This window comes from Micromonospora sp. NPDC049201, from assembly GCF_055586805.1.
The window spans coordinates 129048-151775 of the sequence record NZ_JBVJHM010000006.1 but is presented as its reverse complement, the minus strand read 5'-3'; the positions used below and the strand labels follow the sequence as shown (position 1 = coordinate 151775).

23 protein-coding genes are annotated in these 22728 nt (G+C 75.6%); 13 read left to right on the top strand and 10 right to left on the bottom strand.

Translation table 11 applies throughout. The features are described 5' to 3' along the window. The first annotated feature begins 54 nt into the window (after positions 1–54). Together ACZ6O5_RS14830 and ACZ6O5_RS14825 are read left to right on the top strand one after the other, a co-directional pair. Complete coding sequence (locus ACZ6O5_RS14830) at positions 55–711, top strand: hypothetical protein (protein ID WP_396776173.1); 657 nt, start codon at positions 55–57, stop codon at positions 709–711. A 178-nt stretch (positions 712–889) separates the two neighbouring features. Then, positions 890–1804, top strand: coding sequence for a DNA-3-methyladenine glycosylase family protein (locus ACZ6O5_RS14825; protein WP_465977433.1), 915 nt, complete (start codon positions 890–892; stop codon positions 1802–1804). Positions 1805–1808: 4 nt separating this feature from the next. Here the strand turns inward: ACZ6O5_RS14825 and ACZ6O5_RS14820 are convergent, their stop codons facing one another. Continuing rightward, the gene (locus tag ACZ6O5_RS14820; RefSeq protein WP_281935234.1) at positions 1809–2336 is read right to left on the bottom strand and encodes a DUF1990 family protein; all 528 of its coding nucleotides are present in this window, start codon (positions 2334–2336) and stop codon (positions 1809–1811) included. Positions 2337–2381: 45 nt separating this feature from the next. On the opposite strand from ACZ6O5_RS14820, the gene ACZ6O5_RS14815 reads away from it, so the two are divergent. Continuing rightward, the gene (locus ACZ6O5_RS14815; RefSeq protein ID WP_465977430.1) at positions 2382–2870 is read left to right on the top strand and encodes a GNAT family N-acetyltransferase; all 489 of its coding nucleotides are present in this window, start codon (positions 2382–2384) and stop codon (positions 2868–2870) included. Positions 2871–2891: 21 nt separating this feature from the next. On the opposite strand, the gene ACZ6O5_RS14810 is transcribed toward ACZ6O5_RS14815, so the two are convergent. Further along, positions 2892–3104, bottom strand: coding sequence for a hypothetical protein (locus ACZ6O5_RS14810; protein ID WP_465977428.1), 213 nt, complete (start codon positions 3102–3104; stop codon positions 2892–2894). A gap of 135 nt (positions 3105–3239) precedes the next feature. Here ACZ6O5_RS14810 and ACZ6O5_RS14805 point away from each other — a divergent pair, with 135 nt between their 5' ends. Next, on the top strand, positions 3240–4352 hold the full coding sequence (locus tag ACZ6O5_RS14805) for an ATP-dependent DNA ligase (protein WP_465977426.1): 1113 nt from the start codon (positions 3240–3242) through the stop codon (positions 4350–4352). Positions 4353–4395: 43 nt separating this feature from the next. Then, positions 4396–5982, top strand: coding sequence for an alpha/beta hydrolase (locus ACZ6O5_RS14800; RefSeq protein WP_465977876.1), 1587 nt, complete (start codon positions 4396–4398; stop codon positions 5980–5982). A 15-nt stretch (positions 5983–5997) separates the two neighbouring features. On the opposite strand, the gene ACZ6O5_RS14795 is transcribed toward ACZ6O5_RS14800, so the two are convergent. Then, complete coding sequence (locus ACZ6O5_RS14795; protein WP_465977424.1) at positions 5998–7269, bottom strand: YncE family protein; 1272 nt, start codon at positions 7267–7269, stop codon at positions 5998–6000. Positions 7270–7437: 168 nt separating this feature from the next. Between ACZ6O5_RS14795 and ACZ6O5_RS14790 the strand changes: the two genes are divergently transcribed. Continuing rightward, positions 7438–8586, top strand: a complete 1149-nt coding sequence (locus ACZ6O5_RS14790; RefSeq protein ID WP_465977422.1) for an RsbRD N-terminal domain-containing protein — start codon at positions 7438–7440, stop codon at positions 8584–8586. A gap of 10 nt (positions 8587–8596) precedes the next feature. Here the strand turns inward: ACZ6O5_RS14790 and ACZ6O5_RS14785 are convergent, their stop codons facing one another. Further along, a complete protein-coding gene (locus ACZ6O5_RS14785) occupies positions 8597–9079 on the bottom strand; it encodes a potassium channel family protein (protein ID WP_465977420.1) in 483 nt (160 codons plus the stop codon). A 51-nt stretch (positions 9080–9130) separates the two neighbouring features. Here ACZ6O5_RS14785 and ACZ6O5_RS14780 point away from each other — a divergent pair, with 51 nt between their 5' ends. Further along, complete coding sequence (locus tag ACZ6O5_RS14780; protein WP_465977418.1) at positions 9131–9583, top strand: GNAT family N-acetyltransferase; 453 nt, start codon at positions 9131–9133, stop codon at positions 9581–9583. Positions 9584–9664: 81 nt separating this feature from the next. Beyond that, a complete protein-coding gene (locus ACZ6O5_RS14775) occupies positions 9665–10264 on the top strand; it encodes a hypothetical protein (protein WP_465977416.1) in 600 nt (199 codons plus the stop codon). A gap of 53 nt (positions 10265–10317) precedes the next feature. On the opposite strand, the gene ACZ6O5_RS14770 is transcribed toward ACZ6O5_RS14775, so the two are convergent. The 4 genes from ACZ6O5_RS14770 to ACZ6O5_RS14755 form a co-directional block, all read right to left on the bottom strand. Beyond that, a complete protein-coding gene (locus ACZ6O5_RS14770; protein ID WP_465977414.1) occupies positions 10318–11031 on the bottom strand; it encodes an ABC transporter ATP-binding protein in 714 nt (237 codons plus the stop codon). Then, positions 11028–12062, bottom strand: coding sequence for an ABC transporter ATP-binding protein (locus ACZ6O5_RS14765; protein WP_405093046.1), 1035 nt, complete (start codon positions 12060–12062; stop codon positions 11028–11030). Before ACZ6O5_RS14765 ends, ACZ6O5_RS14770 begins: the two co-directional genes overlap by 4 nt. A 1-nt stretch (position 12063) precedes the next feature. Continuing rightward, positions 12064–14781: an FtsX-like permease family protein gene (locus tag ACZ6O5_RS14760; protein WP_465977412.1), complete on the bottom strand. Its 2718-nt coding sequence runs from the start codon at positions 14779–14781 to the stop codon at positions 12064–12066. Positions 14782–14895: 114 nt separating this feature from the next. After that, entirely contained in the window at positions 14896–18081 is a 3186-nt protein-coding gene (locus tag ACZ6O5_RS14755; RefSeq protein WP_465977410.1) for an ABC transporter permease, read from the bottom strand. Between the two features lie 272 nt (positions 18082–18353). On the opposite strand from ACZ6O5_RS14755, the gene ACZ6O5_RS14750 reads away from it, so the two are divergent. Continuing rightward, on the top strand, positions 18354–19187 hold the full coding sequence (locus ACZ6O5_RS14750; protein ID WP_465977408.1) for a hypothetical protein: 834 nt from the start codon (positions 18354–18356) through the stop codon (positions 19185–19187). 22 nt (positions 19188–19209) lie between these two features. Here the strand turns inward: ACZ6O5_RS14750 and ligD are convergent, their stop codons facing one another. Beyond that, positions 19210–20241: a non-homologous end-joining DNA ligase gene (ligD, locus tag ACZ6O5_RS14745; protein WP_465977406.1), complete on the bottom strand. Its 1032-nt coding sequence runs from the start codon at positions 20239–20241 to the stop codon at positions 19210–19212. Between the two features lie 47 nt (positions 20242–20288). Here ligD and msrB point away from each other — a divergent pair, with 47 nt between their 5' ends. Continuing rightward, the gene (gene msrB, locus ACZ6O5_RS14740; RefSeq protein WP_396776144.1) at positions 20289–20699 is read left to right on the top strand and encodes a peptide-methionine (R)-S-oxide reductase MsrB; all 411 of its coding nucleotides are present in this window, start codon (positions 20289–20291) and stop codon (positions 20697–20699) included. 10 nt (positions 20700–20709) lie between these two features. Here msrB and ACZ6O5_RS14735 read toward each other — a convergent pair whose 3' ends face one another. Next, a complete protein-coding gene (locus ACZ6O5_RS14735) occupies positions 20710–20985 on the bottom strand; it encodes an isoamylase early set domain-containing protein (protein ID WP_465977404.1) in 276 nt (91 codons plus the stop codon). Between the two features lie 153 nt (positions 20986–21138). On the opposite strand from ACZ6O5_RS14735, the gene ACZ6O5_RS14730 reads away from it, so the two are divergent. The 3 genes from ACZ6O5_RS14730 to ACZ6O5_RS14720 all read left to right on the top strand — a co-directional run bounded on the left by ACZ6O5_RS14730 (position 21139) and on the right by ACZ6O5_RS14720 (position 22718). Then, on the top strand, positions 21139–21399 hold the full coding sequence (locus ACZ6O5_RS14730) for a Prokaryotic metallothionein (RefSeq protein WP_107159255.1): 261 nt from the start codon (positions 21139–21141) through the stop codon (positions 21397–21399). Between the two features lie 138 nt (positions 21400–21537). Next, positions 21538–22215 carry a hypothetical protein gene (locus ACZ6O5_RS14725; RefSeq protein WP_465977402.1) on the top strand — a complete coding sequence of 226 codons (678 nt, stop codon included), beginning with the start codon at positions 21538–21540 and terminating at the stop codon, positions 22213–22215. Positions 22216–22277: 62 nt separating this feature from the next. After that, positions 22278–22718, top strand: coding sequence for a GNAT family N-acetyltransferase (locus tag ACZ6O5_RS14720; protein WP_396776141.1), 441 nt, complete (start codon positions 22278–22280; stop codon positions 22716–22718). The last annotated feature ends 10 nt before the right edge of the window (positions 22719–22728 follow it).

Genomic DNA, 22728 nt, shown 5'->3' with positions numbered 1-22728 from the left:
TGACAGCACCGTCGCCCGTACTACCCGGCGAACTGCCAAGAACGAGGAGGGCACGTGGCACACCACATGCGGACGACCGTCATCGTCGCGAGCGCGATGGTCGCACTTACGGCCTGCGCCCCCGCAGGCTACGACGGGGCGAACTCGAGCGCGGCGGAGCCGGTCGCCGTCGCCGCGGCCGAACCCACCGCGGCGGCCGAGCCGGAGGCGTCGGCCCCCCCGGAGACGCCCGCCGCCGACCAGGCGCCCCCGTCGGACGTGAAACTCACCGACGAGTTGGTCGGCAAGAAGCTGCCCCGGATGGGCAAGGTCGTCACCGACCAGGACGGCTGGGTGCTGTACCGGTTCGACAAGGACTCGTCGAACCCGGCGCAGTCCAACTGCGTGGACAAGTGCGCCGAGGTCTGGCCGCCGGCGCTGACCGACGGCAACCCGCAGCTCCAGGGCGTCTCCGACGACAAGGTCGGCACCGTCACCCGCCAGGACGGCACCCGGCAGATCACCATCGGGGACTGGCCGGTCTACCGCTACATCGGGGACAAGAAGCCGGGCCAGTGGAAGGGCCAGGGCGTCGGCGGCACCTGGTTCGTCGTGGACCCGAACGGCAAGAAGAACCTGACCTGCCTGCCGACCGGCACCCCGAAGCCGGTCGCCCCGCCGGCGTCGGGTGGCTCCGGCGACTCGGGCGGCGGCTCGGACTACTCGTACTGACCGCACCGGACACGGTGACCGGCCGCCGCCGGGGAGGGCGCGGCCGGTCACCGTGGTGGACCCGGGAGGTGGGGCGTACCGGCATCGCCCCGCCTCCCGGCACCGACCCACCGCCGCGCGCCCGAGGGTGCGCGGCGGTGTCCGTCGTCACCGCGGAGCCGCGTGGCAGAGTGGCGGGGTGACCTCGCCCGCCGCCCGCCGTACGCTGCGCCCCCCGGCCGGCTACCGGCTGGCCGCCTCGGTGCGGGCGTTGACCTTCAGCCCGTACGACCCGTGCGCGCGGATCGCCGCCGGCAGCTTCTGGTGGGCCACCCGCACCCCGGACGGTCCGGCCACGCTGGCGCTGCGCCCCGAGGCGGGCGAGCTGATCGCCGAGGGGTACGGCCCGGGCGCGGCGTGGGTGGTCGACCGCGCCGACCGGGTGGCCGGGCTGGCCGACGACCTGACCGGCTTCGCCGCGCTGGCCGCCACGCACCCGCTGGTGGCCCGGCTGGCCCACCAGCACCACGGGGTGCGGATGCCGGCCACCGGCCAGGTGTTCCCCCGGCTGCTGCGGGCCGTCTTCGAGCAGAAGGTCACCGGCAAGGAGGCCTACCGGGCGTACGCGGCGACCGTGCGGCACTTCCGCGAGCCGGCGCCGGGGCCGCTGCAACCGCTGCTGCTGCCGCCGACGCCGGAGGCGGTGGCCGCCACGCCGTACTGGGTGTTCCACCCGTTCGGGGTGGAGCAGCGGCGGGCCGACACGCTGCGCCGCGCCGCCGCCGTCGCGGACCGGCTGGAACGCTGCGCGGACGCCGCCGAGGCGACCCGCCGGCTCACCGCGATCCCCGGCATCGGGCCGTGGACCGCCGCCGAGGTGGTCCGGATCGCGTACGGGGACCCGGACGCGGTCAGCGTCGGCGACTATCACGTGCCGAACACGGTGGCCTGGGCGCTGGCCGGGGAACCGCGCGGCGACGACGCCCGGATGCTGGCGCTGCTGGAGCCGTTCCGGGGCCACCGGGGGCGGGTGTGCGTGCTGCTGGAGGCCGCCGGCGTGCAGGCGCCGAAGTACGGCCCGCGCGCACCGATCCGCTCGTTCGCCCGTTACTGAGCGGTCACCGGCCGGCGCAGAGCCGACGCAGCGTCCGCCCCAGCCACCACGCGTACCCGAGCTGAAAGCCCCGGGTGACCGGCCCGGCGGCACGCACGTACCAGTGGGCCGGCCGGCTGAACGCGGTCACCTCGAACCAGGTCCCGTCCGCGCCGCGGGTGACCAGGAACGCCTCCTCACCGATCTCCGGATGCCCGGGCAGCGTGCCGTAGCCGAAGCCGGCCCGGTCCGGCTCGTCCACGGCCCAGACCACCTCGGTCGGCCCCCAGATCCGCGCCGGCCCGACGCCCAGCCCCGGCGTGACCCGCACCCCGGGCGCGGCGCGCGGCGCGTCGGCGCGCATCACCACGCCGGCGGCGCGGTGCAGCCGCCAGCCGAGCACCGCGTCCGCCGCGACCGGAAACGCGCCGTCCGGCAGCCGGACCCGGTGGCGCAGGTGGTGGTAGCCGGCCGGTCGACCACCGTCGCGGGTCGCGCCCACCTCGGGGTACGTCAACTCGGGCACGTCGGCCACCTCCTCGCGCGGGGACACCCGCCAGGGTACGTCCGCCCGGGGCGGATGTGGTGAGCTGACCCGGTGACCGACGACGTGACCATCGCCCCCGCCGTCGTCGCGGACGCCGGTGAGATCCTCACCGTGCAGCGTGCCGCGTACCTGGTGGAGGCGCAGCGGTACCGGGACGTGTTCCTGCCCCCGCTGACCGAGACGCTGGACGAGGTCCGGGCGGCGCTGGCCGGCCCGGTCGTGGTGCTCGCCGCCCGGCGCGGGACCCGCCTGGTCGGCTCGGTGCGGGCCCGCCTCGACGGCGACACCGCCCACGTCGGCCGCCTCGCGGTCGCCCCGGACCAGCAGGGACGCGGCATCGGCGGGCGGCTGCTCGCCGCGGTGGAGCACGCCTGCGCCGGCCGGGTGGCGCGGTTCGCGTTGTTCACCGGCGCGCGGAGCGCGGACAACCTGGGCCTGTACGCCCGGCGCGGCTACCGGGTGGTGGCGCACCGGCCGGACGAGAACGGCAACCGGCTGGCGGTCCTGGAGAAGGTCAACGCTCCTCGCAGCGACGCCTGAGCCCGTCCGGCCGGGCTGGGGTCAGGCGGCCTCGCGGAGGTCGGCCAGGCCGACCGGCGCGTACCGCCGGAGCAGACACTCCAGCTCGGCCACGGAGCCCACCTCGCCGACGACGTTCGCGCCGCCGCCGTGCGCCGCCGGGTAGCGGTGCACGAGGCGGTAGCGGTACCGCCCTCGGACCAGTTCCACGCTGACCCGCCAGCGACCGCAGCATCCGCAGCTCCACTCCGACACGCCGCGACGGTAGCTCTGACCTGCGGTTTCACCATCCGGTCCCGGGTGACGAAAGGCTCGCGACGGGACACGCCGCACCCGGGGCGGCGGTGAGATGGCTCACGGGTGTCGGCGGGGTCTGGTTGACTGGTCGCCGTGGACCTGCCGATCAACCCGCCGGTCGAGCCGATGCTCGCCAAGAGCCTGGCCGAACTGCCCACCGATCCCGGCCTGACCTACGAGCCGAAGTGGGACGGCTTCCGCTGCATCGTCTTCCGCGACGGCGACGAGGTCGAGCTGGCCAGTCGCGGCGGCAAGTCGATGACCCGCTACTTCCCCGAGGTGGTCGAGCAGGCACGCCGCCAGCTCCCCCGCCGGTGCGCGATCGACGGCGAGCTGATCGTGATCCGCCGGGACGGTCCCGACGGGCAGCCGCGGCTCGACTTCGAGCTGCTGGCCCAACGGATCCATCCGGCCAAGTCCCGGGTGACCATGCTGGCCGAGACCACGCCCGCCGACTTCGTCGCGTTCGACCTGCTGGCGCTCGACGACGAGCTGCTCACCGACCAGCCCTACCCGCAGCGCCGGGAACGACTGGAGCAGGCCCTGGCCGGGGTCCGGCCGCCGGTGCACGTGACGCAGGTGACCACCGACCCGGCGACGGCCCGGCGCTGGTTCGAGGTGTTCGAGGGCGCCGGCCTGGACGGGCTCATCGTCAAACCGGCCGACCTGCCGTACGAGCCGGGCAAGCGGTTGATGTTCAAGGTCAAGCACGCCCGCACGGCGGACGCGGTGGTGGCCGGTTTCCGCTGGCACAAGTCCGGCCCGGTGGTCGGCTCGCTGCTGCTGGGGCTCTACGACGACGACGGGGTGCTGCACCACATCGGCGTCAGCTCCTCGTTCACCATGGCCCGGCGCAAGGAGCTGCTCGACGAGTTGGAGCCCTACCGCGAGGTCGGCGACGAGCATCCGTGGGCGCACGGCGACCACGAGCGGGGTCAGCGCATCCCGGGTGGGGCGAGCCGGTGGACCGGCGGCAAGAACCTGGAGTGGGAGCCGTTGCGCCCCGAGCTGGTGGTCGAGGTCGCCTACGACGCGATGGAGGGCGACCGGCTGCGGCACACCGCCCGGTTCCTCCGCTGGCGTCCCGACCGGGATCCCCGCTCGTGCGGGTACGGCCAGCTCGACCGCCCGATCCGCTACGACGTCGACGAGGTGCTGCGCGGCGATCCGGCGGCGACGGTGAGCGACACCCGCGGCGGGGCGTAGCCTGGCGGTCGACCCGATCATGGAAGGCGTCCACGTGACCCGTCTGACCGACCGGCCCCGCCGGGTCCGGCCCGCGCTGGCCGCGTTCGTCGCGGCGCTGGTGCTCACCGCCGGTTGCACGCTGCCGGCGTTCGCGCCGCGCGCCGAGAGCGGGGGCGCGGTCGAGGCGGCCCCTCCCGGCAGCGCGCCCACCTGGCGGGCCTGCCCCGAGGTGCCGGGCGAGCTGGTCGGCCGGGGCGCGCCCGACATGCGCTACGAGTGCACCCGGATCGCGGTGCCCCGCAACTGGGGCGCCGGGGCCGCCACCGGCGCGACGGCCGGGCCGGGCACCGGCGAGACGTTCGAGATCGCGCTGATCCGGGCCCGTTCCACCAAGCAGCGCGACCGGATCGGGTCGCTGGTGGTCAATCCGGGCGGCCCGGGGGCGTCCGGCGTGGACACCGCCGTCTACCTCTCCTTCGGCCCGGCGTTCGGCGGGCTGCCGACGGCGGTCACCGACCGCTTCGACATCGTCGGCTTCGACCCGCGCGGGGTGGCCCGGTCCAGCCCGGTCAAGTGCATTCCGGACGCCGACCTGGACGCCAGTTTCGGCTACGACCCCGACCCGGAGAGCCAGGCGTCGTTCGACGGCTTCGTCGACCTCAACCGGCGTATCGGCCAGCGGTGCGGCGCGAAGTACGGCGACCAGCTCCCGCTCTACGGCACCGAGCAGGCCGCGCGGGACATGGACGCGGTGCGCGCGGCGGTCGGCGACGAGAAGTTGAGCTACCTCGGCTACTCCTACGGCACGCTGCTCGGCGCGACCTACGCCCAGCTCTACCCGCAGCGGGTGCGCGCGCTGGTGCTCGACGGCGCGGTCGACCCCCGGCAGCAGCTCGTCGCCGGCTCGGAGAGCCAGGCCAAGGGCTTCGAGCGGGCGTTCGACAACTTCTCCGCGTGGTGCGCGGCGAACGCCGGCCGCTGCCCGATCGCGCCGGACGCCCGCGGCGCGGTCACCGCCGCGATCGCCAAGGCCAACGCCTCCCCGGTCCGCGGCGCGGGCGGCCGGGAGGCCACCGCCGGCTGGGTCTTCTACGCGGTGATCTCGTCGCTCTACACCGAGCAGGGCTGGCAGGAGCTGGCCCGCGCGATCGACGACCTCCAGGGCGGCGACCCGGCGGGCGTGTTCAAGCTCGCCGACGCGTACGCCGGTCGCGAGGACGACGGGCGCTACTCCAACCTGTTCGACGCCAACCTGGCGGTGAACTGCGCCGACGAGACCGAGAAGCCGACCCGGGAGCAGGTCCGGTCGTTGCAGTCGCAGTGGCGGCAGAAATATCCGCTGTTCGGCCCGGCGTTGGCAGTGGGGATGCTCGGCTGCGTGGAGTGGCCGGGCGCGCGGGACCCGTACCCGACCGGCCGGGCGGTCGGCGCGCCGCCGATCCTGGTGGTCGGCACCACCGGCGACCCGGCCACGCCGTACGAGCAGACCGGGGCGCTGGCCTCGATGCTGGGCGTCGGCCGGGTGCTCACCTGGGAGGGCGAGGGGCACACCGCGTACCCGCAGACCGCGTGCGTGAACGCAGCCGTCGACGCGTACCTGATCTCGCTCACCGTCCCCCGGGAGGGGCTGCGCTGCCCCGCCCGGTGACGGTGCGGCGGCCGGTCAGCCGGCGGCCGGGGGCGTCCAGTCGGCCGGCAGGTGCCCGATGCGGACCCGCTGCGGGTGGTCGCCGACTCCGACGCTGGCCACCTTCTGCCCGGTGGCGAAGTTGATGGCGGTGACCTGGTCGGCGCCGGATTCGGAGATCACGCAGTCCCGGCCGTCCCCGCTCACCGTGGCCCAGTACGGCTTGCTGGCCGGCACCAGCGTCCCCGGCAGCAGGGTGGCCCGGTCCACGACCGTCGCGTAGTCGTCCATGGTGCCGGCGACGCAGAGCCGCGAGCCGTCCGGGCTGACCGACAGCCCGTGGTGCCGGGAGTCGTTCACCCAGGTGGTGCGGTCCTCGCTGGTGGCCGGGTTCTTCGGCAGCGTGGCGACCCGGGTGATCCGGTCGGCGGCCACGTCGTACTCGACCAGGCCGTTGAAGAAGGACACCTGGAAGTAGAGCTTGCCGCCGTCCGGGGTGAACACCGCCGGGCGGACCGCGTCGGAGAGGTCGCGGCGGCCGGCGGCGTCCAGCCGTTCCCGCATGTCGATCACCTTGACCACCTGGTAGGTGGCGGCGTCGGCGACGGTGATCCGGCGGTCGCCCTTGGTCCAGTCGAGCCAGGGCGCGTCCAGGTCGGTGTTGACCTCGCCGATGGACATGTTCCACAGTCGATTGTCGCGGGTGAAGATGTTCTCGTGCGGCTTGTCGCCGGTGCCGAACGAGCCGAGTTGCGCTCCGGTGCGGATGTCCAGCACGTGCACCGTGTTCGAGGTGGAGGCGGAGACCGCGACCCGGGTGCCGTCCGGCGACACGGCCATGTGGTCGGCGCGGTAGCCGGAGACCGGGAACCGCCAGCGGGTCGCGCCGGTGGTCAGGTCGATCGAGACCACGTCGGCGAAGCTGGGCCGGGACGCGACGAGCGCGGTGCCGTCCGGCGTGGTGTACATGTCGTCGACGAACTGGTCGTGCCCCTCCCCCGGCCCCTGCCGGATGCCGAGGAAGTAGGCCAGCTTGATCGGGTTGAGGTAGATCTCGCGCAGCCGTGCCTCCCGGTCCGGGATCACGTTGATCCGGCCGAGCTTCGCGTAGTCGCCGCGGGAGCGGATGACGTCGGCGGTGCCGTCCCAGTTGTTGCCGACGAACATCACCTCCTGGAGCGCGACGGCCGCGGCGGCGGGCGTGGGCGTGGCGGCCAGCGGCGTCGGCAGGGCCAGCGCGAGCGCGGCCAGCGCGGCGAGGCCGGCGCGGCGGCGGGATCGGGACGGGCGGGGTGGCACGGGGGTCATGGACGCCTCCTGGCAGCCGGTGGGACATCGACGTTTCTCGGTGCCTCGATCGGTGTTACCTTGCGGTAACAACCAGGAGAGCAACCGGCCGGCCACGGCGGCTAGGAACCGGACGCCAACGCCCGACCGGCCCGGTTGTGCCGCGACGACAACGGGAAGCGGGCACCGATGACCCGGACCGGAGACGCCCCCACGTTCGGCACGCTGCTGCGCGACCTGGCCGGCGACGCCGCCGCCGTGGAGGAGGTGGCCCGAGCGGCCCGCGCGGACTCCCCGGAGGTGGCCCGCCTGCCGGCCGGCGAGGTCCGCCGGCAGGTGGTCCTGCTGCTGACCAGCGGGCTGGGCGCGCTGGAACGGCACGAGGACCCGGCCGGGCGGGACTTCACCGAGGCCCGCCGGTTGGGCGCCGACCGGGCGGCGCAGGGCATCTCCGTCGCCGGCCTGCTGCGCGGCGTCCAGGCCGGCCGGGACCGGGCGGTGGAGCTGGTGGTCCGGCACGGCCGGGCCGCCGGCATCCCGGACCAGGTGCTGCTGGAGGGGCTGCTCGTCATCGGCCGGTACGCCGCCGCGGTGGAGCGGGCGGTGGTGGACGGGCACCGCGCCGCCGAGCGGGAACTGGCCGGCACCGGCGCGACGGTCCGGGCGCGGCTGCTGCGCCGGCTGCTGCTCGACGGGCCGACCGGCGCGGCCCCGGCCGAGCTGGCCCGGTTCGGGTTACGGCCGGACGGGCGCTACCACTGCCTGGTCACCGCGCATCCCGACCCGGTGCGGTCGTACGCCCTGCACCGGCAACTCACCCGGCACGGCGGCCTGGTCGGCACCGTCGAGGACCGGCTGGCCGGCCTGCTCCCCCGGCTGCCCGACGCCGCCCCGGCCGGCCTGCTGGCGCTGGTGGCGCCCGCGCAACCGCTGGAGCGGGCCCCGACCATGTACGCGCTCTGCCTGGCGGCGCTGCGCACCGCGACGCGTCGCCGGCTGCGCGGCCTGCGTCGGGTGACGGACCTGGCCGGGGAGACCGCGCTGGCCGCCCAACCGGCGCTGGCCGAGCTGCTGCGGGACGCGTTGCTCGGCGCGCTCGACCCGGCCGACGAGTTCCACCGCGAGCTGGCCACCACGGCGCTCGCCTGGCTGGATCACGGCCAGCGGCTGGACCAGACCGCGGCGGCGTTGCACGTGCACCCGAACACGGTGCGGTACCGGCTGCGCCGGCTCCGGGAGGTGACCGGCGGGCCGCCGGTCGAGGAGGGCGCCCGGTGCACGGTGCCGCAGACCGTGCACTGGTGGTGGGCGCTGCGAAGCTGGCTGGACGGGTGCTGACCCACCGGCCTCACCGGCGGCGGCGCCGGACCCGGGGCCCGACGGGCCCGGTCTCGGGCGTCGGGCGGGGCGGTTCGGGCACCACGACGCCCTGCCGGGCGGCCATCTCCTCCACGAGCGCCCGCAGCCGCCGGACGTCGGCCTTCAGCTCCTCCTGCTCGGCGTGCTCGAACGCGTCGTCGTCGACGATCAGCCGGCTGGCGAAGTGCGCGGTGATCAGCGGGATCACCAGCAGCACCATGGTGGAGATGAGCAGCGCGGCGAGAAACCGGCCCGCGAGCGTGGTCGGGGAGATGTCGCCGTACCCGACCGTGGACGCGGTCACCACCGCCCACCAGACCGAGTCGGCGGCGCCCTTCTGCTCGGCCTGGCTGTAGAGCACGCCGGCCACCACGATCATCAGCAGGTACGAGGTGATAAGCGTCCGGGGCGAGTTGGCGAACCAGACCAGCCCTCGGTAGATCCAACGGAACGGCAGCAGCAGAAGGTCCATGGCGCCATGCTGCCCGGCCATCGCCACCCGCCGTTGTGCCAGGCTGGGCGGATGACCGAGGTGATCTTCCGGGAGGCGGTCCGCGCCGACCTGCCCGACGTGCTGGCCCTGCTCGCCGACGACGTGCTGGGCCGTACCCGCGACCGGCCCGAGGTCGACGCGGCGTACGAGCGGGCGTTCGCCGACCTGGCCGCCGACCCGCGCAACCACCTGATCGTCGCCGACGACGGTGGTGAGCTGGTCGGCTGCTTCCAGCTCACGTACATCCCGGGGTTGGGCCGGCACGGCGCGGAGCGTGCCCTGATCGAATCCGTGCGGGTCCGCGCCGACCGGCGCGGCCGGGGGTTGGGCCGGACGATGATGCGCTGGGCGATCGACCGGGCCCGCGAGCGGGGCTGCGCGCTGGTGCAGCTCACCACCGACAAGCGGCGCGCCGACGCCCACCGCTTCTACCGCGACCTGGGCTTCGTGGCCAGCCACGAGGGGATGAAACTGCCGCTGTAGGGGGTCCCGACTCCCGCCGGCGGGGGAGGCCGTGCGGCTGGCCGCCGACCAGGCTGGGGGCATCAACGCCGAGGAGGCCTGATGCCCGCCGACACGCTGTCCCCGCCTGCCGTCCACCCCCACGACGGCCGCCCGCCGCCACGGTGGGCGGTCCGCGCCGCCCACCTGATCCCGCTCGTCGTGCTCCCGTCCGGGTTGTGGCGGATCGCGCTGGTGGCCGGCCTGCCGATCGGCGCCGTGGTGGCCGGCGTCCCGATCCGGCCCGGGTTCGGCGAGAGCGTCTACATCGTCGCGCTCAGCCTCGTCTCGGAGGGGTTGGCGCTGCTCGCGCTGGGCCTGGTCCGCCCGTGGGGCGAGGTGTTCCCCCGCCGGCTCCCGTGGCTCGGCGGCCGGCGGGTGCCGCCGCCGTTCGCGGTCACCGCCGCCACCGCCGGCGCCGGCGCGCTCACCGCGATCTGGGGGTACGCGATGTGGGGCGCGCTGGTGCACGGCAACGACCTGGGGTTGCCGAACGGTGGCTTCGCGCTCCTGGTCGGCTGTTACGCCCGCTGGTGCTCTGGGGCCCCCTGCTGCTGGCCGTCACCTGGTCCTACCACCACCGCCGCACCCCCACCCCACCCCCCACCCCCCACACCCTCGCGCCCTGATTCACGGAAAGCGTGGTCATTCGGGCCCGAATGACCACGCTTTCCGTGAATCTGGCGCGACAGGGGGGCGAGGTGTCGGGAGTGGGGTCAGTCGGTGACCAGGTGGCCGTCGCGCAGGACCAGGGTTCGGTCGGCCAGCTCGATCAGCGCCGGATCGTGCGTGGCGACAAGCGCGGTCATGCCCCGGGCGTGCACCACGGCCCGGATCAGGTCCATGATCGAGCGGCCGGTCTCGGAGTCGAGCTGACCGGTCGGCTCGTCGGCGATGAGCAGGTCCGGCTCGTTCGCCAACGCCCGGGCCACCGCCACCCGTTGCTGCTGGCCGCCGGACAACTCGTACGGGCGCTGCGCCGCGTGCGCGCCCAGCCCGACCAGTTCCAGCAGCACCGCCACCCGCTGCTCCCGCTCCGCCGCCGGCACCTTGGCCAGCCGCAGCGGCACCCCGACGTTCTCCGCCGCGGACAGGATCGGCACCAGACCGAACGTCTGGAAGACGAAACCGACGGTGCCCCGGCGCAGCGCCAGCAGTTCCCGCTCCCCCGCCGACGTCACGTCGTGCCCGGCCACCTCGATCCGGCCGGCGTCCGGCCGGTCCAGACCACCGATCAGGTTCAGCAGCGTGGTCTTGCCGGCCCCGGACCGGCCGCGCACGGCGACCAGCTCCCCCCGGCCGGCGGTGAGCGAGACGTCCCGTACGGCGTGCACGGCGTGCTCCCCCCGTCCGAACGTGCGGCTCACCCCCTCGACCCGCACCACCTCGTCGACCGGCGTCGTCGGCAGCACCACAGCCCGGTCGGTCATCGCTCGTTCTCCTCGGCGTACGTCCGGTCGCCGGGGCGGACCTCGACGTGGTCGGGTTCCAGGTCCAGCCGGACCCGGTCGCGCAGGGCCAGCGCCTCCACGAACGGCGCCGGCAACTGCATCCGGCCGGTCCGGTCGAGCACCGCGTACTCCTCGCTGACCAGCTCGGTGCCGCCGTCGGCGGTGACCCGCGCGGTCCGGCGTACCTCGGAGGCGGTCCGGCCGTCGCGGATGGCGACGGTCCGGCGGACCTGGCCGGACACGGCGTGGTCGTGGGTGACCACGACGATGGTCACCCCCAGCTCGGCGTTGATGGTGCGCAGCGCGGCGAAGACCTCCGCGCCGGTCGCCTCGTCCAGCTCGCCGGTCGGCTCGTCGGCGAAGAGGATCTCCGGGTCGTTGGCCACCGCCACGGCCACCGCGCACCGCTGCTGCTCGCCGCCGCTCATCTGACCCGGCCGACGGTCCGCGCAGTAGCCGACCCCGACCAGGTCGAGCAGCCGGCGGGCCCGCTCCCGCCGGTCCCGCCGGCCGCCGGGCCGCCGGGCCAGCCGCATCGGCAACTCCACGTTCTCCACCGCGGTCAGGTACGGCAGCAGGTTGCGGCCGGTCTGCTGCCAGATGAAGCCGACCATCTCCCGCCGGTACGCCAGCCGCTTCCGGTTCGAGAGGGCGAGCAGGTCGTACTCGGCGACCCGGGCGATACCGGCGGTCGGGGTGTCCAACCCGGACAGGATGTTGAGCAGGGTGGACTTGCCGGAACCGGAGGCGCCCACGATCGCGACCAACTCGCCGCGGTCGATGACCAGGTCGAGGCCCTGGAGTGCGACCACCTCGACGCCCTCGGTCTTGAAGATGCGCACCAGCCCGTCGCAGACGATGTGCCCGCGCAGCCGGTCCCGTCCGCCGGCCCGTTCGGCGGCGCGCTCCGCGGCACGCTGTTGCAGGGCGGCCAGGTCCGGCACGGCCGTCGGCGGTCCGGGATCGTGGCGCGGCGCCGGACGCGCCGAGCCGGAGGCGGTCGCGGTCATCTCAGCTCTCCTCTCCGAGCCGCAGCACCTCGCCGAGGCGCATCCGGCGGTTGTTCACGGCCTCCACGGTGATCGCGAAGCCGAGGGCCAGCAGGGCCAGGGCGGACACCCCGGCCACCAGGCCGGGTTCGAACGCCGGACGCACGGTCACCCCACCGGTGAACGCGGGCAGTCCGAGCACCGGGGTGAGCAGCAGCGGCAGCAGCGCGCCGACCACCGCCCCGGTGAGCACCGACACCAGCACCAGCGGCGTCAGCTCGACCAGCAACAGGCCGCGCCACTGCCGTCGGGACAGGCCCATGGTGCGCAGCCGGGACAGCACCTGCCCCCGGGACCGGGCGCCGGCGAGCACCGCGAACGCGAGCCCGAGCAGGCCCAGCACCGCGCCGCCGCCGGCACCGAGCACGAACCCGAACACCAGCAGTCCGTTCACGCCGCTGCCGCCCAGCTCGGCGCGGACGGCGGCGCGGCTGGTCACCTGCGGCGGGCGGGCCCGGTCCCCGTTCTCCACCGTTCCGATCCGCAGGTAGCGGCGCTGCCCCTCGGTCGCCACCCGGTTCACCTCGGCCCGGTCCGCGCCGGGCCCGGCCAGCACGAAGCCGGTGGGGGCGAGCGGGTGCGGGGCGTCCGTCGGCAGGCTCGGCCAGGGCAGCACCACGAACCGGGTCGCCTCGCGGTCGACGAGCGCGAACCCGTCGACGGTGGCGGCGACGCGCAGCGGCAGCCGGTTGCCCTGCACGTCCAGCCAGGCGGGACGGCGTCCCTCGGCGTCCGCGAGCCCGGCGTCGGCCAGCTCCGCGGCGACCGTCGGGGACACCAGCGCCGGCAGCGGGGCGCTGCCGTCACCGCCGCCGAGCAGCGGGCCGGGCACGCGCACGGGTACGCCGGCACGTCGGGCCACCTCGGCGAACCGGTCACCGTCGACCATCAGCACCCGCAGCTCCCGGATCGGGGCCGGCCGGCCGGCCCGGTCGACGTACGGGCGCTGGGCCCGCACGGTCAGCAGCGGGGCCACCGCGCGGACGCCGGGCAGCGCGGCCAACTCACCGGCGGTGTCCGGCGCGAACCGCTCGCCGTCGACCAGCAGGTCGCCGGGGACGGCGCGGGCGGCGGCGGTGTCCCGGCCGGCCTCGATGCCGGTGGCCACCACCCCGCAGAACGCGGCGGTGGCGACCGCCAGCACCACCACGACCAGCGGTCCGGTGCTGGCGGCCCGACCGGCGCGGGCGGTGCCGAGGAACGCGACGCTGCCACGCGCCCGCGCCGTCACGCGGCTGAGCAGCCGCAACGGCCATGGGTACGCGCGCAGCGCCAGCAACGCCGCGGCCACCGCCAGCAGCACCGGCACGGAGACCAGCAGCGGATCCACCGAGCCCGGCGTGAGCCCCCGCCGACGCAGCAGGAACGCCCCGAGCACGGCGACCCCGAGCACCGCCACCTCGACGGTCAGCCGCAGCGCCGGCGACCGGCCACCGAGGTCGGCGCGGCCGGCGACCCGACGGCCCACCGCGAGCGCCGCCAGCGGCGGAAGCAGGGTGGCCAGCACCGCGGCGACCAGTACCCACCGTGCCGACGCGCCGGCGCCGGGCAGCAGGCCGGCGAGCAGCCAGCCGATCCCGGCCGCCGCTGGCAGCACCAGGACGGACTCGGCCAGGCCGCGACGCAGCACGTCGCCGGTCGCGCCGCCGCGCGCCCGGATCAGGTGGAACTCGGCGCGGCGGCGCCGCGCGGCGAGCCGGGCGGACAGCAGGGCGAGCCCGGCCAGCGTGGCGAGCAGGCCGGCGGCGATGACCGCCAGCAGCGTACGGGCGGCGGCGAGCGAGGCGGCGAAGCGGCGCAGCGGAACGTCCACGCCCTGGGTCAGGGTGACCGAGGCGGGCCGGGTCCGCTCCAGCCCGTCGATGCCGGCGATCAGCGCGTCGAGCCGGCCGGCGGCGAGCCGGTCCGGGGCGATCCGGTACCGCCAACCGAAGCTCACCGGCCATCCGACCGCGGCGGCGGCATCCACCCCGGCGTCGCCCGTGTAGGCGACCGCCACGAACGGGTCGCCGTCGCCCTCGGGCGGGGTGAGCCGCAGCATCGAGGGCAGCGCGTCCCAGACCCCGTTTCCCGGGTCGTTCGGCCGCCACACGCCGACCAGTTCGATCGGGCGGGACTCGAGCGGAGCGCCGCTCGGGTCGAGCAGCGACAGGCGGAACCGGTCGCCGGGCCTGACGCCCAGTCCGGTGGCCACCGCTTCCGCGAGTGCCACCTCGATCGCGCCGGCCTCGGTGACGCCGCGTTCCGGCCACCGCCCGCCGGTCAGCGTGGCCGCCTCGCGCAGCCCGGTGCCGCCGCGCAGGGCGAGGTCGATCAGCCCCTTGTCGGTGGAGAGCGTCGGGCCGCGCAGCCGACCCGGCACGGCCTGCGCGACGTACCAGCGTTGCCCGATGACGTCCCGGACCGTGTCCGGCATCCGGTCCTCGATCGCGGCGAGCTGGGCCGCCTGCGGGGCGACCTGGTCGCCGGTCGTGAACGTGGTCGGCGCGGTGGCGTAGGTGACGTCGCGCCGGGCCGGCGGCTGCCCGGCCACGTACTCGGTGAGCCCCTGGCCGGTGAGCCGGTCGGCGACCCGCGGCACGCCGGTGATCAGCAGCGCGGTCACCGCGGTCAGCACGGCGAGCAGCAGGAACTGCCCCCCGTACGCCCGGACCCGCCCGGCGGCGCCTGGCAGCCTCATCGGTACTCACCTTCATTCGCGACTGCGGGACTCCGCTGCGCTGCGTTCCTCGCGCTCATCGGTGCTCACCTTCATTCGCGACTGCGGGACTCCGCTGCGCTGCGTTCCTCGCGCTCATTGCTCCCCCCCGATCCGGAGCTGCACGGCGGCGATCCGCTGGCGGATGCCGGTGGTGACGACGGCGGCGAACGCGAGCGCGGCGAGCAGCAGCCCGGCGGCGGTCAGCCCGACCGGCGGCCAGGGCACCGTGAAGACCGCCTCGGGCACCGGCCGGCCGGCCGCCGGGGTGAGGATCACCAGCGGCACCATGGTCGCCGCCACCACGGCTCCGACCAGCAGCCCGACGCCGACCCCGATCGCGGCCAGGAACGTCTGCTCGGCCAGGTACGCGCGAGCCAGCAACCGGCTGGTCGCGCCGAGCGTGGTGAACACGGCGAACTCGGTGAGCCGGCGTCGGGTGGTGGCCCACCCGTCCACGGCCAGGCCGACCAGGGCCAGCAGCACCGACCCGAGCGCGGCGGCGAGCAGCCCGGTGCGGGCCCCCCGCCAGTACGGGTCCCGGGCGGCCTCCTCGGCCACCTGTCGCCGGTCGTGCAGGACGGTGCCGTCGGCCCCGGTGAGCGCCCGCGCGGCGGCGGTGTGCCCGCCCGGCCCGGTCCGCAGCCACCACTCGGCCACCGACCGTACGCCGCCGCGCTGCTGGAGCATCTGGCCGGCGGCGGCGGGCAGGTCGAGGAGCACCCCGTCGCCCTCGGTGCCGGGGACCGCGGCGACCTGACCGACCACTGTGACGTCCAGCGTCACCTCGGCCAGCGACAGTTTGAGCGAGTCACCGGTGCGCACGCTCAGCGCCGCCGCCACGCCCGGGGTGATCAGCACCGGCACCGGCGGGGCGTCGGACCGGGGCACCACCGCGAAACGGGACGGCGGTGTGCCCGCGTACTGGAGGAGCCCGTCGGGCACCCGGAAGCTCCGGGTGGCGTCCACGGTGGTCGGGGTGGTCTGCGCGCCGCCCTGCGGCCCGGTCGCCGGATCGACCACCTGCCAGGCGCCGGTGAGGGGCAGCGGCAGCGCGACGCCCCCGGCGTCGGTGAGCCGCAGCCCCGCCACCAGCAGCCGGTAGGAGCGGCCGACCACGTCGCCGCCGTCGGCCTCGAAGCCGGCCAGCCGCAGCGGCACACCACCGGTGTCGGGCAGCGCGACGGAGAAGCGCACCGGCCGGCCGTCGCCGTCGGCCTCGGCCAGCCGCACCCGCCAGGCGGCACCGGCGTCGGTGGTGAACAGCGCGGTCACGGCCACCGTGGGCGGCGTGTACCCGGTGTCGACCGGGGTGCTGACGGTCCCGGACAGCGTGCGCGCCGCCGCCGGCAGGAGGGTCCCGGCGGGCGTGCCCCGGCCGCCCGCCAGCCGATCCAGCAGCGCGGCGGTGGACGCCCCGCCGTCGGCGTCGTCGAGCCGGAGCATCCCGCGCGCGGCGACGGCGTCCAACGCGACCGCGGTGGCCGGGCGGGCCTCCCGACCGACCCGGATGTCGTCCCGCCAGGCCGGCAGCACCCGGTCCAGCCCGGGGGCGGCGGCCAGCGCGGCGGCCCGGCCGTCGGGGGCGGTGCCGTCGCGTTCGGTCAACCGCAGGTCGGTGCCGACCGTGTGCCAGGCCTGGTCCCGCTGCGACCGCTCCCAGGAGGCCACCAGCGACCAGGCCAGCGTGCTGCCGCCGACGGCGAGCGCGAGCAGCAGCACCGGCCCGGCGTGCGGGCGGCGGCCCGCCTGCCACATGCCGAACATGGTCGCGTTCCACGGTCGCCGGTCGACGAGCCGTTCGGCGAGCCGGGTGGCCGGCGGCAGCAGCCGCAGCGCGATCACGGCGCCGGCCAGCACACCGATGGTGGGCGCGGCGGCGAGCAGCGGGTCGATGCCGAGACTGCCGTTCGCGCCGGCCAGCGGCGACGAATACTGCCGCAGCTGGGTCCAGGCGAGCACGGCCAGCGCCACCAGGGCCACGTCGACGCTGGCGCGTTGCACGGCCGCACCCCGACTCGGCCGCGAGCGGGCGGCCATGTCGGCGACGTAGGTACCGGCCCGGCGCAGGGCCGGCACCACCATGGCGAGCAGGCAACCGACCGCGGCGGCGAGCGCCACCAGCCAGACCCGGGCCGCGCCGCCGTCGGCCAGCCCCAGGCCCGCGCCGAGGTGCCGGACCGCCTGCCCGGTCAGCACCGGGGCCAGCAGCACGGCCGGCGCCACCACGAGCGTCGCCTCGCGTACGGCGAGCCCGGCGAGCTGGCCACGCGCGGCCCCCCGGGCCCGCAGCAGCGCGGTCTGGGCCCGCCGGTCCTCGTTGAGCAGCGCGGCGACCAGCACCAGCGCGTACCCGCCGAGCACCACGATCAGCAGCAGCGGGGTGAGCAGGGCGGACCGGCCCACCAGGTCGGCCCGGCCGAGCCGGTCCACCAGCCGGTCCAGGTGGCTGACCTGCTGCGCGGAGGAACCCAGGCCGGTGGCCGCGGGCAGCCGCTCGGTGACGTCGGCCAGCGCGGCGGTGACGGCGGGCAGCCGGCCCGGCTCGACGCCGGTCAGGTCCGGGACGGCCAGCCAGGCCGCCGAGACCGAGCCCGGGAAGGTACGCGCGAAGTCCACCGGATCCAGCGCGAACGGCCCGTACGAGGTGCTCGCCGCGTCGCCCTGGCTGTCGCCGACGCCCGGGGCGAGCCGCCAGTACGCGTCGGCCGCGTCGCGGGGCCGCCACGTGCCGACGACGGTCACCGCGCCGGGCCGTTCCGCCGCCCGGTCGAACAGCGGCACCCGCTCCCCGACCACCAGGCCGAGCCGCGCGGCCACCTTCTCCGGCACGGTCACCTGCAACGGAGCGGCGCCGGGCGTGGGCCACGTCCCGGCGGTCAACTCGGCGCGCGCCGGCAGGTCGTCAAGGGTGGCGAGGTTGGCGAACATCGGGTCGTCGTCGGTGCGGGCGGCGCCCACGTCGCCGGTCAACTCCCGCCCGGTGCCGTAGCGGGCGGCGGCCACGGTGACCGGCACCCCGCCCAACCGGCCGGCGAACTGCGCCCGGACCGCGCGGTCCCGCCCCGCGAACGCCGCCGCGTCGGCGCCGCCGGAGCCGCTGACCAGCAGGCTGCGCTCCTCGGGCGGGGCGGCGTCGAGCACCGCCCGGGCGCCCGCCTCGACCGCCCGCCGGTTGTAGTCGGAGAGCCCGGTGACCAGCCCGACCGCGACGAGCGCCGCGACCGCGGCGGCGAGCAGCAGCCCACGGGCCTCGACCGCCCGCCTCCACACCAGCTTCATCCGACGTCCTCCCCTGGCCCGGGTGAGCCGATGACCAGGAAGACCCACCACCCCCACGAAAAGGTTCGCGCCCGTTACATGATCGTTACCCCCACCCCACCCCGCCCCCGCCCGCCCCCACCCGCCCCGCCTCGTCGATCTTGGAGTTGTGGTGCCATGGAATGCGCTTCATGTGGCTTTTGTGAGGTGCCACAACTCCTAGATCGACGAGGCGGGGGCGGGGTTGTCCACAGGGGCGGACGGGGGGACGGGAGGCGCGGGAGGGTGGCGGGGTGTGGCGGTACGAGGAGTTGCGGGGCGGCGGGGTGAGCCGCGGGGCGGTGCGACACCGCGTGGAGGCGGGGCGTCTGGGCCGGCTGTCGAGAGGTGTCTACGGACGCGCGGACGACGAGACGGGCCGGCTGCGGGCGCTCTTCCGCCGGTTGCCGCCCAACGCCGTGGCCGGGTTCCACACCGGTGCCCGGCTGCACCGCTTCGGTGCCGTGTCCGGCGACAAGGTGCACGTGGTCGTTGCGGCCGGAGGCCCGGTGCCGAGCATCCGGGGCGTGGCCGTTCATCAGACCGTCCTGCCGGTCAGGGACGTGGTGGAGGTCGCCGGGGTGCCGTGCGCGCCGGCCGCCCGCTGCGCCGTCGACCTGGCCCGGGTGCTCCGTCGGCCGGACGCGCTGCCGGTGCTGGACCTGTGCCTACGGGTGGGCGCGTGCCGCCGGGCGGACCTCTTGGCGGAGGTGACCCGGCACGCCGGGCTGCGCGGGGTACGCCAGGCCGGCCGGCTGGCCGAGCTGGCCGACCTGCGGGCGGAGTGCCGGCAGGAGAGCCAGCTACGCCTGCTGCTGATCGACGCCGGGTTACCCGCGCCGGAGCCGCAGCTCTGGGTGCCGGACGAGGAGGGCGTGCCGGTGTACCGGCTCGACCTGGGTTACCGCCGGCAGCGCGTCGGCGTGGAGTACGACGGCCGCTCCCACCTCGACCCCGACCGCCTGCACCACGACCGCTCCCGGCTGAACTGGCTGGCCGAGCACGGCTGGCGTATCCGGATCTACACCGCCACCGATCTCTACCGCCGCCCGAACCACATCCGGAGATCCGTCCGGGCGCTCCTCTGAATGCTCGGCGGGGACGGGGTGGTCAGGACGGTTTCGGGCGGTCGCGGTCCTTGGAGGGCTGGACCCGCTTCGGCTCGCCGGGCATCTTCGGGTATTCCGGCGGGTACGGCAGGTCACCGAGACCGTCGGCGGCGTCCCGCTCGGCCCACTCCAGCAGCGGCGTGATGTCCCACGGGGCGTCGTCGATGCCGGCGTGCGGGTCGCCCCGCTCGGCGAACCGGGCCGGCACCGTGCCCAGGTGGAAGTCGTCCGGGTCGACCTCGGGCAGCTCGTCCCAGTCGACCGGGGTGGAGACGGTGGCCCGCCCGTTGGCCCGCAGTGAGTACGCGCACGCGATGGTGCGGTCCCGCGCCATCTGGTTGAAGTCGACGAAGACCCGGCGGCCCCGCTCCTCCTTCCACCAGGCGGTGGTGACCAACTCGGGCCGACGCCGTTCCAGCTCCCGGGCCAGCGCGATGGTGGCCCGGCGCACCTCGACGAACGTCCAGCGGGGCTGGATGCGCAGGTAGACGTGCACGCCCCGGCCGCCGGAGGTCTTCGGCCAGCCCGGCACGCCCAGCTCGTCCAGCAGCCCGCGCAGCTCACCGGCGGCGGTCGCCGCGTCGGCGAAGTCGGTGCCGGGCTGCGGGTCGAGGTCGATGCGCAGTTCGTCGGGACGGTCGGTGTCGGCGGCGCGCACCGGCCAGGGATGGAAGACCACGGTGCCCATCTGCGCCGCCCAGGCCACGTGCGCCAGGTCGGCCGGGCACAGCTCCTGGGCCGTCCGGCCGCTGGGGAAGCTGATCTCCGCGGTGCGGATCCACGGGGGTACGCCACGGGCGGGCACCCGCTTCTGGAAGAACATCTCCCCCTCGATGCCCTCGGGGAAGCGTTGCAGGGTGGTGGGCCGGTCCCGCAGGGCCCGGGTGATCCCCTCCCCCACCGCCAGGTAGTAGTGGAAGACGTCCGCCTTGGTGAAGCCGTGCTGTGGGAAGATCACCCGATCCGGGCTGCTCAGCCGCACGGCCCGGCCGGCGACCTCGATCTCCTCGACCGCGCTTCTGCTGCCCGCCATCAGGCGACCATATGCGATGCCACCGACAGCCGACGTACCGTGGAGCGGTGAGTCTTTCCGACAGTGAACTGCCCCGCACCGAGGACGAGTGGCGGGTCCGGTTGAGCCCGGCGGAGTTCCGGGTGCTCCGTGAGGCCGGCACCGAGGCGCCCTGGACCGGTGAGTACGTCGACACCAAGACCCCCGGCGTCTACCACTGCCGGGCCTGCGGGGCCGAGTTGTTCCGCAGCGACGACAAGTTCGATTCGCACTGCGGCTGGCCCAGCTTCGACGACGCCATTCCCGGCGCGGTCAAGGAGATCCCGGACAACACGCTCGGCATGCGGCGGGTGGAGATCCGCTGCGCGCGCTGCGACAGCCACCTGGGGCACGTCTTCGAGGGCGAGGGCTTCACCCCGAAGGACACCCGGCACTGCGTCAACTCGATCTCGGTACGGCTGGAGCCGAGCGGCGGCTGACCACGCGGCCCTACAGGCGCAGCGGGCTGCCGGCCTCGTCGACCCGGTCGGCGCTCTCGTCGTCCAGCCACACGCCACCGGTGGCGAGGTAGCGGAAGCGGTACTCACCCGGGCCGAGCCGTACGGTCACGGTCCGGGTGCCGTCCCGGCGCGGCACCAGCTCGTGCCGGCCGGGCTCCCAGCCGTTGAAGCAGCCGACCACGCTCACCGTGCCGGCCGGCGCGTCGCGGGGCAGGGAGAACGTCACCCGGGTCTGGTTGCCGAAGAGCTTGTTGCGCTTGATCACGGTTCCTCCTGATTCTCGCCGTCCACCCGGGTCAACGCGCGACACGCCGGCTGCGACACGCCGTCGGGGCCGCCCCGGGTTTGCCGTTCCGGCCGCTCCGGCGCGTCCGTTGCCCGACCCTGGAATGACAAGTCCGTTTTCGGGGGGTTTCGTATGGCTGCCTGTGAGGTCTGCGGCAACGACTACTGGATGGCGTTCGAGGTGCGCACGGTCGACGGGGCCCGGCACACGTTCGACTGCTTCGAGTGCGCGGTGCACAAGATGGCACCGATCTGCGAACACTGTCAGATCAAGATCGTCGGACACGGCGTCGAGGTCTCCGGCCGGTTCTTCTGCTGCGCCCACTGCGCCCGCGCGGTCGAGGGCGACCAGGGCGCCGAGATCCGCGACGCGGTAGGCGCCCGCCCCGCCTGACCGGACGGCCCGATCCGGATGCCGGGCGTCCGCCACGCCGGCGGGCCGGCTCGCGCCGGAAACAGCCCACCGCGACCGGCCCGCACTGCCGGCTGTCCGGTGCAGCGGCCCGCGTTCATCGACGGCTAGCATCCTCCGGTGAACCGACGGATGATCGCCGCGACGGCGATCCTCGTGACGCTGGCCGGCTGCGCCCCGACTCCCGCTCCGAGCGGGCCGACCGGCGCCGCACCGGCTCTCGCCGCACCGGCGCCGACCGACGGCGGCGTCGCCCTCGCGCTGCGGGACCGGCATGCCGCCACCGGCAGCCTCGCCGGCCTGGCCGAGAAGCCCGACCACGCCAGCGAGCGGCTCGACTCGGACGGGATCGCCTGCGGCCGACCGCTGCCGCTGCTCGACCGGAGGCTGGTGGCCTCCACCCGGGTCTTCGGCACCCCGAAGGGCGCTCCGCCGGAGGAGTTCGTCGAGCTGGCCCAGGAGACCGTGGTCTACCCGGACGCGACGGTGGCCGCCGACGCCGTACGCCGGATCTTCGAGGTGCTGGCGGCGTGCGACCGGGACGAGGAGGACGGGCAGGTGACCGCCGGGCACTCCGCCGTCGACCTGCCCGCCGGGGTGGGCGTGTCGGGCCGCGCGGTCGCCGCCACCATGACGCTGCCCGACGGCACCCGGTTCCCGCACCGCTACGGCTGTCTGCACCGGGGGCGGGTGACCCAGTGCGTGGGGGTGTGGACCCGCTCGACCGCCGCCACCGCGACGTGGTTCGACCGGGCCGCCGTCGCCACCGGCGCCGGCCTGCGGGCGGCGGCGCGCTGACCGTCCGCCCGGCGGGTCGGACCGGCGTGGCTCACCCGCGGACCGCGGCCTAACCTGGCGGCATGTCCGTCGAGTTCCACCAGGCCGGCTTCGCCGAGCTGGACACCCGCACGTTCCACGACCTGCTCCGGCTGCGCATCGACGTGTTCGTGGTGGAGCAGTCCTGCGCGTACCCGGAGCTGGACGGTCGGGACGTCGAGCCCGGCACGCGCCATCTCTGGCTGGCCCGCGACGGCGCCGTCGCGGCGTACCTGCGAATCCTGGCCGACCCGGACGGCGTGGCACGGATCGGCCGGGTGGTGGTGGCGCCGGCGGCCCGGGGCGCGGGGCTGGCCGGCGCGCTGCTGACCGAGGCGCTGGCCGTGGTGGGTGACCGGCCGTGCGTGCTGGAGGCGCAGACGCACCTGGTGGGTCTCTACGCCGGCCACGGCTTCACGGTGAGCGGGCCCGGCTACGTCGAGGACGGCATCCCGCACACCCCGATGCGTCGGAATCCCAACTAATTGACGCGTG

Excerpts from the sequence above, each read along its gene's own strand:
- ACZ6O5_RS14795 (WP_465977424.1), bottom strand. The coding sequence starts at position 7,269 with ATGACCCCCGTGCCACCCCGCCCGTCCCGATCCCGCCGCCGCGCCGGC.
- ACZ6O5_RS14790 (WP_465977422.1), top strand. The coding sequence starts at position 7,438 with ATGACCCGGACCGGAGACGCCCCCACGTTCGGCACGCTGCTGCGCGAC.
- ACZ6O5_RS14785 (WP_465977420.1), bottom strand. The coding sequence starts at position 9,079 with ATGGACCTTCTGCTGCTGCCGTTCCGTTGGATCTACCGAGGGCTGGTC.
- ACZ6O5_RS14780 (WP_465977418.1), top strand. The coding sequence starts at position 9,131 with ATGACCGAGGTGATCTTCCGGGAGGCGGTCCGCGCCGACCTGCCCGAC.
- ACZ6O5_RS14775 (WP_465977416.1), top strand. The coding sequence starts at position 9,665 with ATGCCCGCCGACACGCTGTCCCCGCCTGCCGTCCACCCCCACGACGGC.
- ACZ6O5_RS14770 (WP_465977414.1), bottom strand. The coding sequence starts at position 11,031 with ATGACCGACCGGGCTGTGGTGCTGCCGACGACGCCGGTCGACGAGGTG.
- ACZ6O5_RS14765 (WP_405093046.1), bottom strand. The coding sequence starts at position 12,062 with ATGACCGCGACCGCCTCCGGCTCGGCGCGTCCGGCGCCGCGCCACGAT.
- ACZ6O5_RS14760 (WP_465977412.1), bottom strand. The coding sequence starts at position 14,781 with ATGAGGCTGCCAGGCGCCGCCGGGCGGGTCCGGGCGTACGGGGGGCAG.
- ACZ6O5_RS14755 (WP_465977410.1), bottom strand. The coding sequence starts at position 18,081 with ATGAAGCTGGTGTGGAGGCGGGCGGTCGAGGCCCGTGGGCTGCTGCTC.
- ligD (WP_465977406.1), bottom strand. The coding sequence starts at position 20,241 with ATGGCGGGCAGCAGAAGCGCGGTCGAGGAGATCGAGGTCGCCGGCCGG.
- ACZ6O5_RS14730 (WP_107159255.1), top strand. The coding sequence starts at position 21,139 with ATGGCTGCCTGTGAGGTCTGCGGCAACGACTACTGGATGGCGTTCGAG.
- ACZ6O5_RS14720 (WP_396776141.1), top strand. The coding sequence starts at position 22,278 with ATGTCCGTCGAGTTCCACCAGGCCGGCTTCGCCGAGCTGGACACCCGC.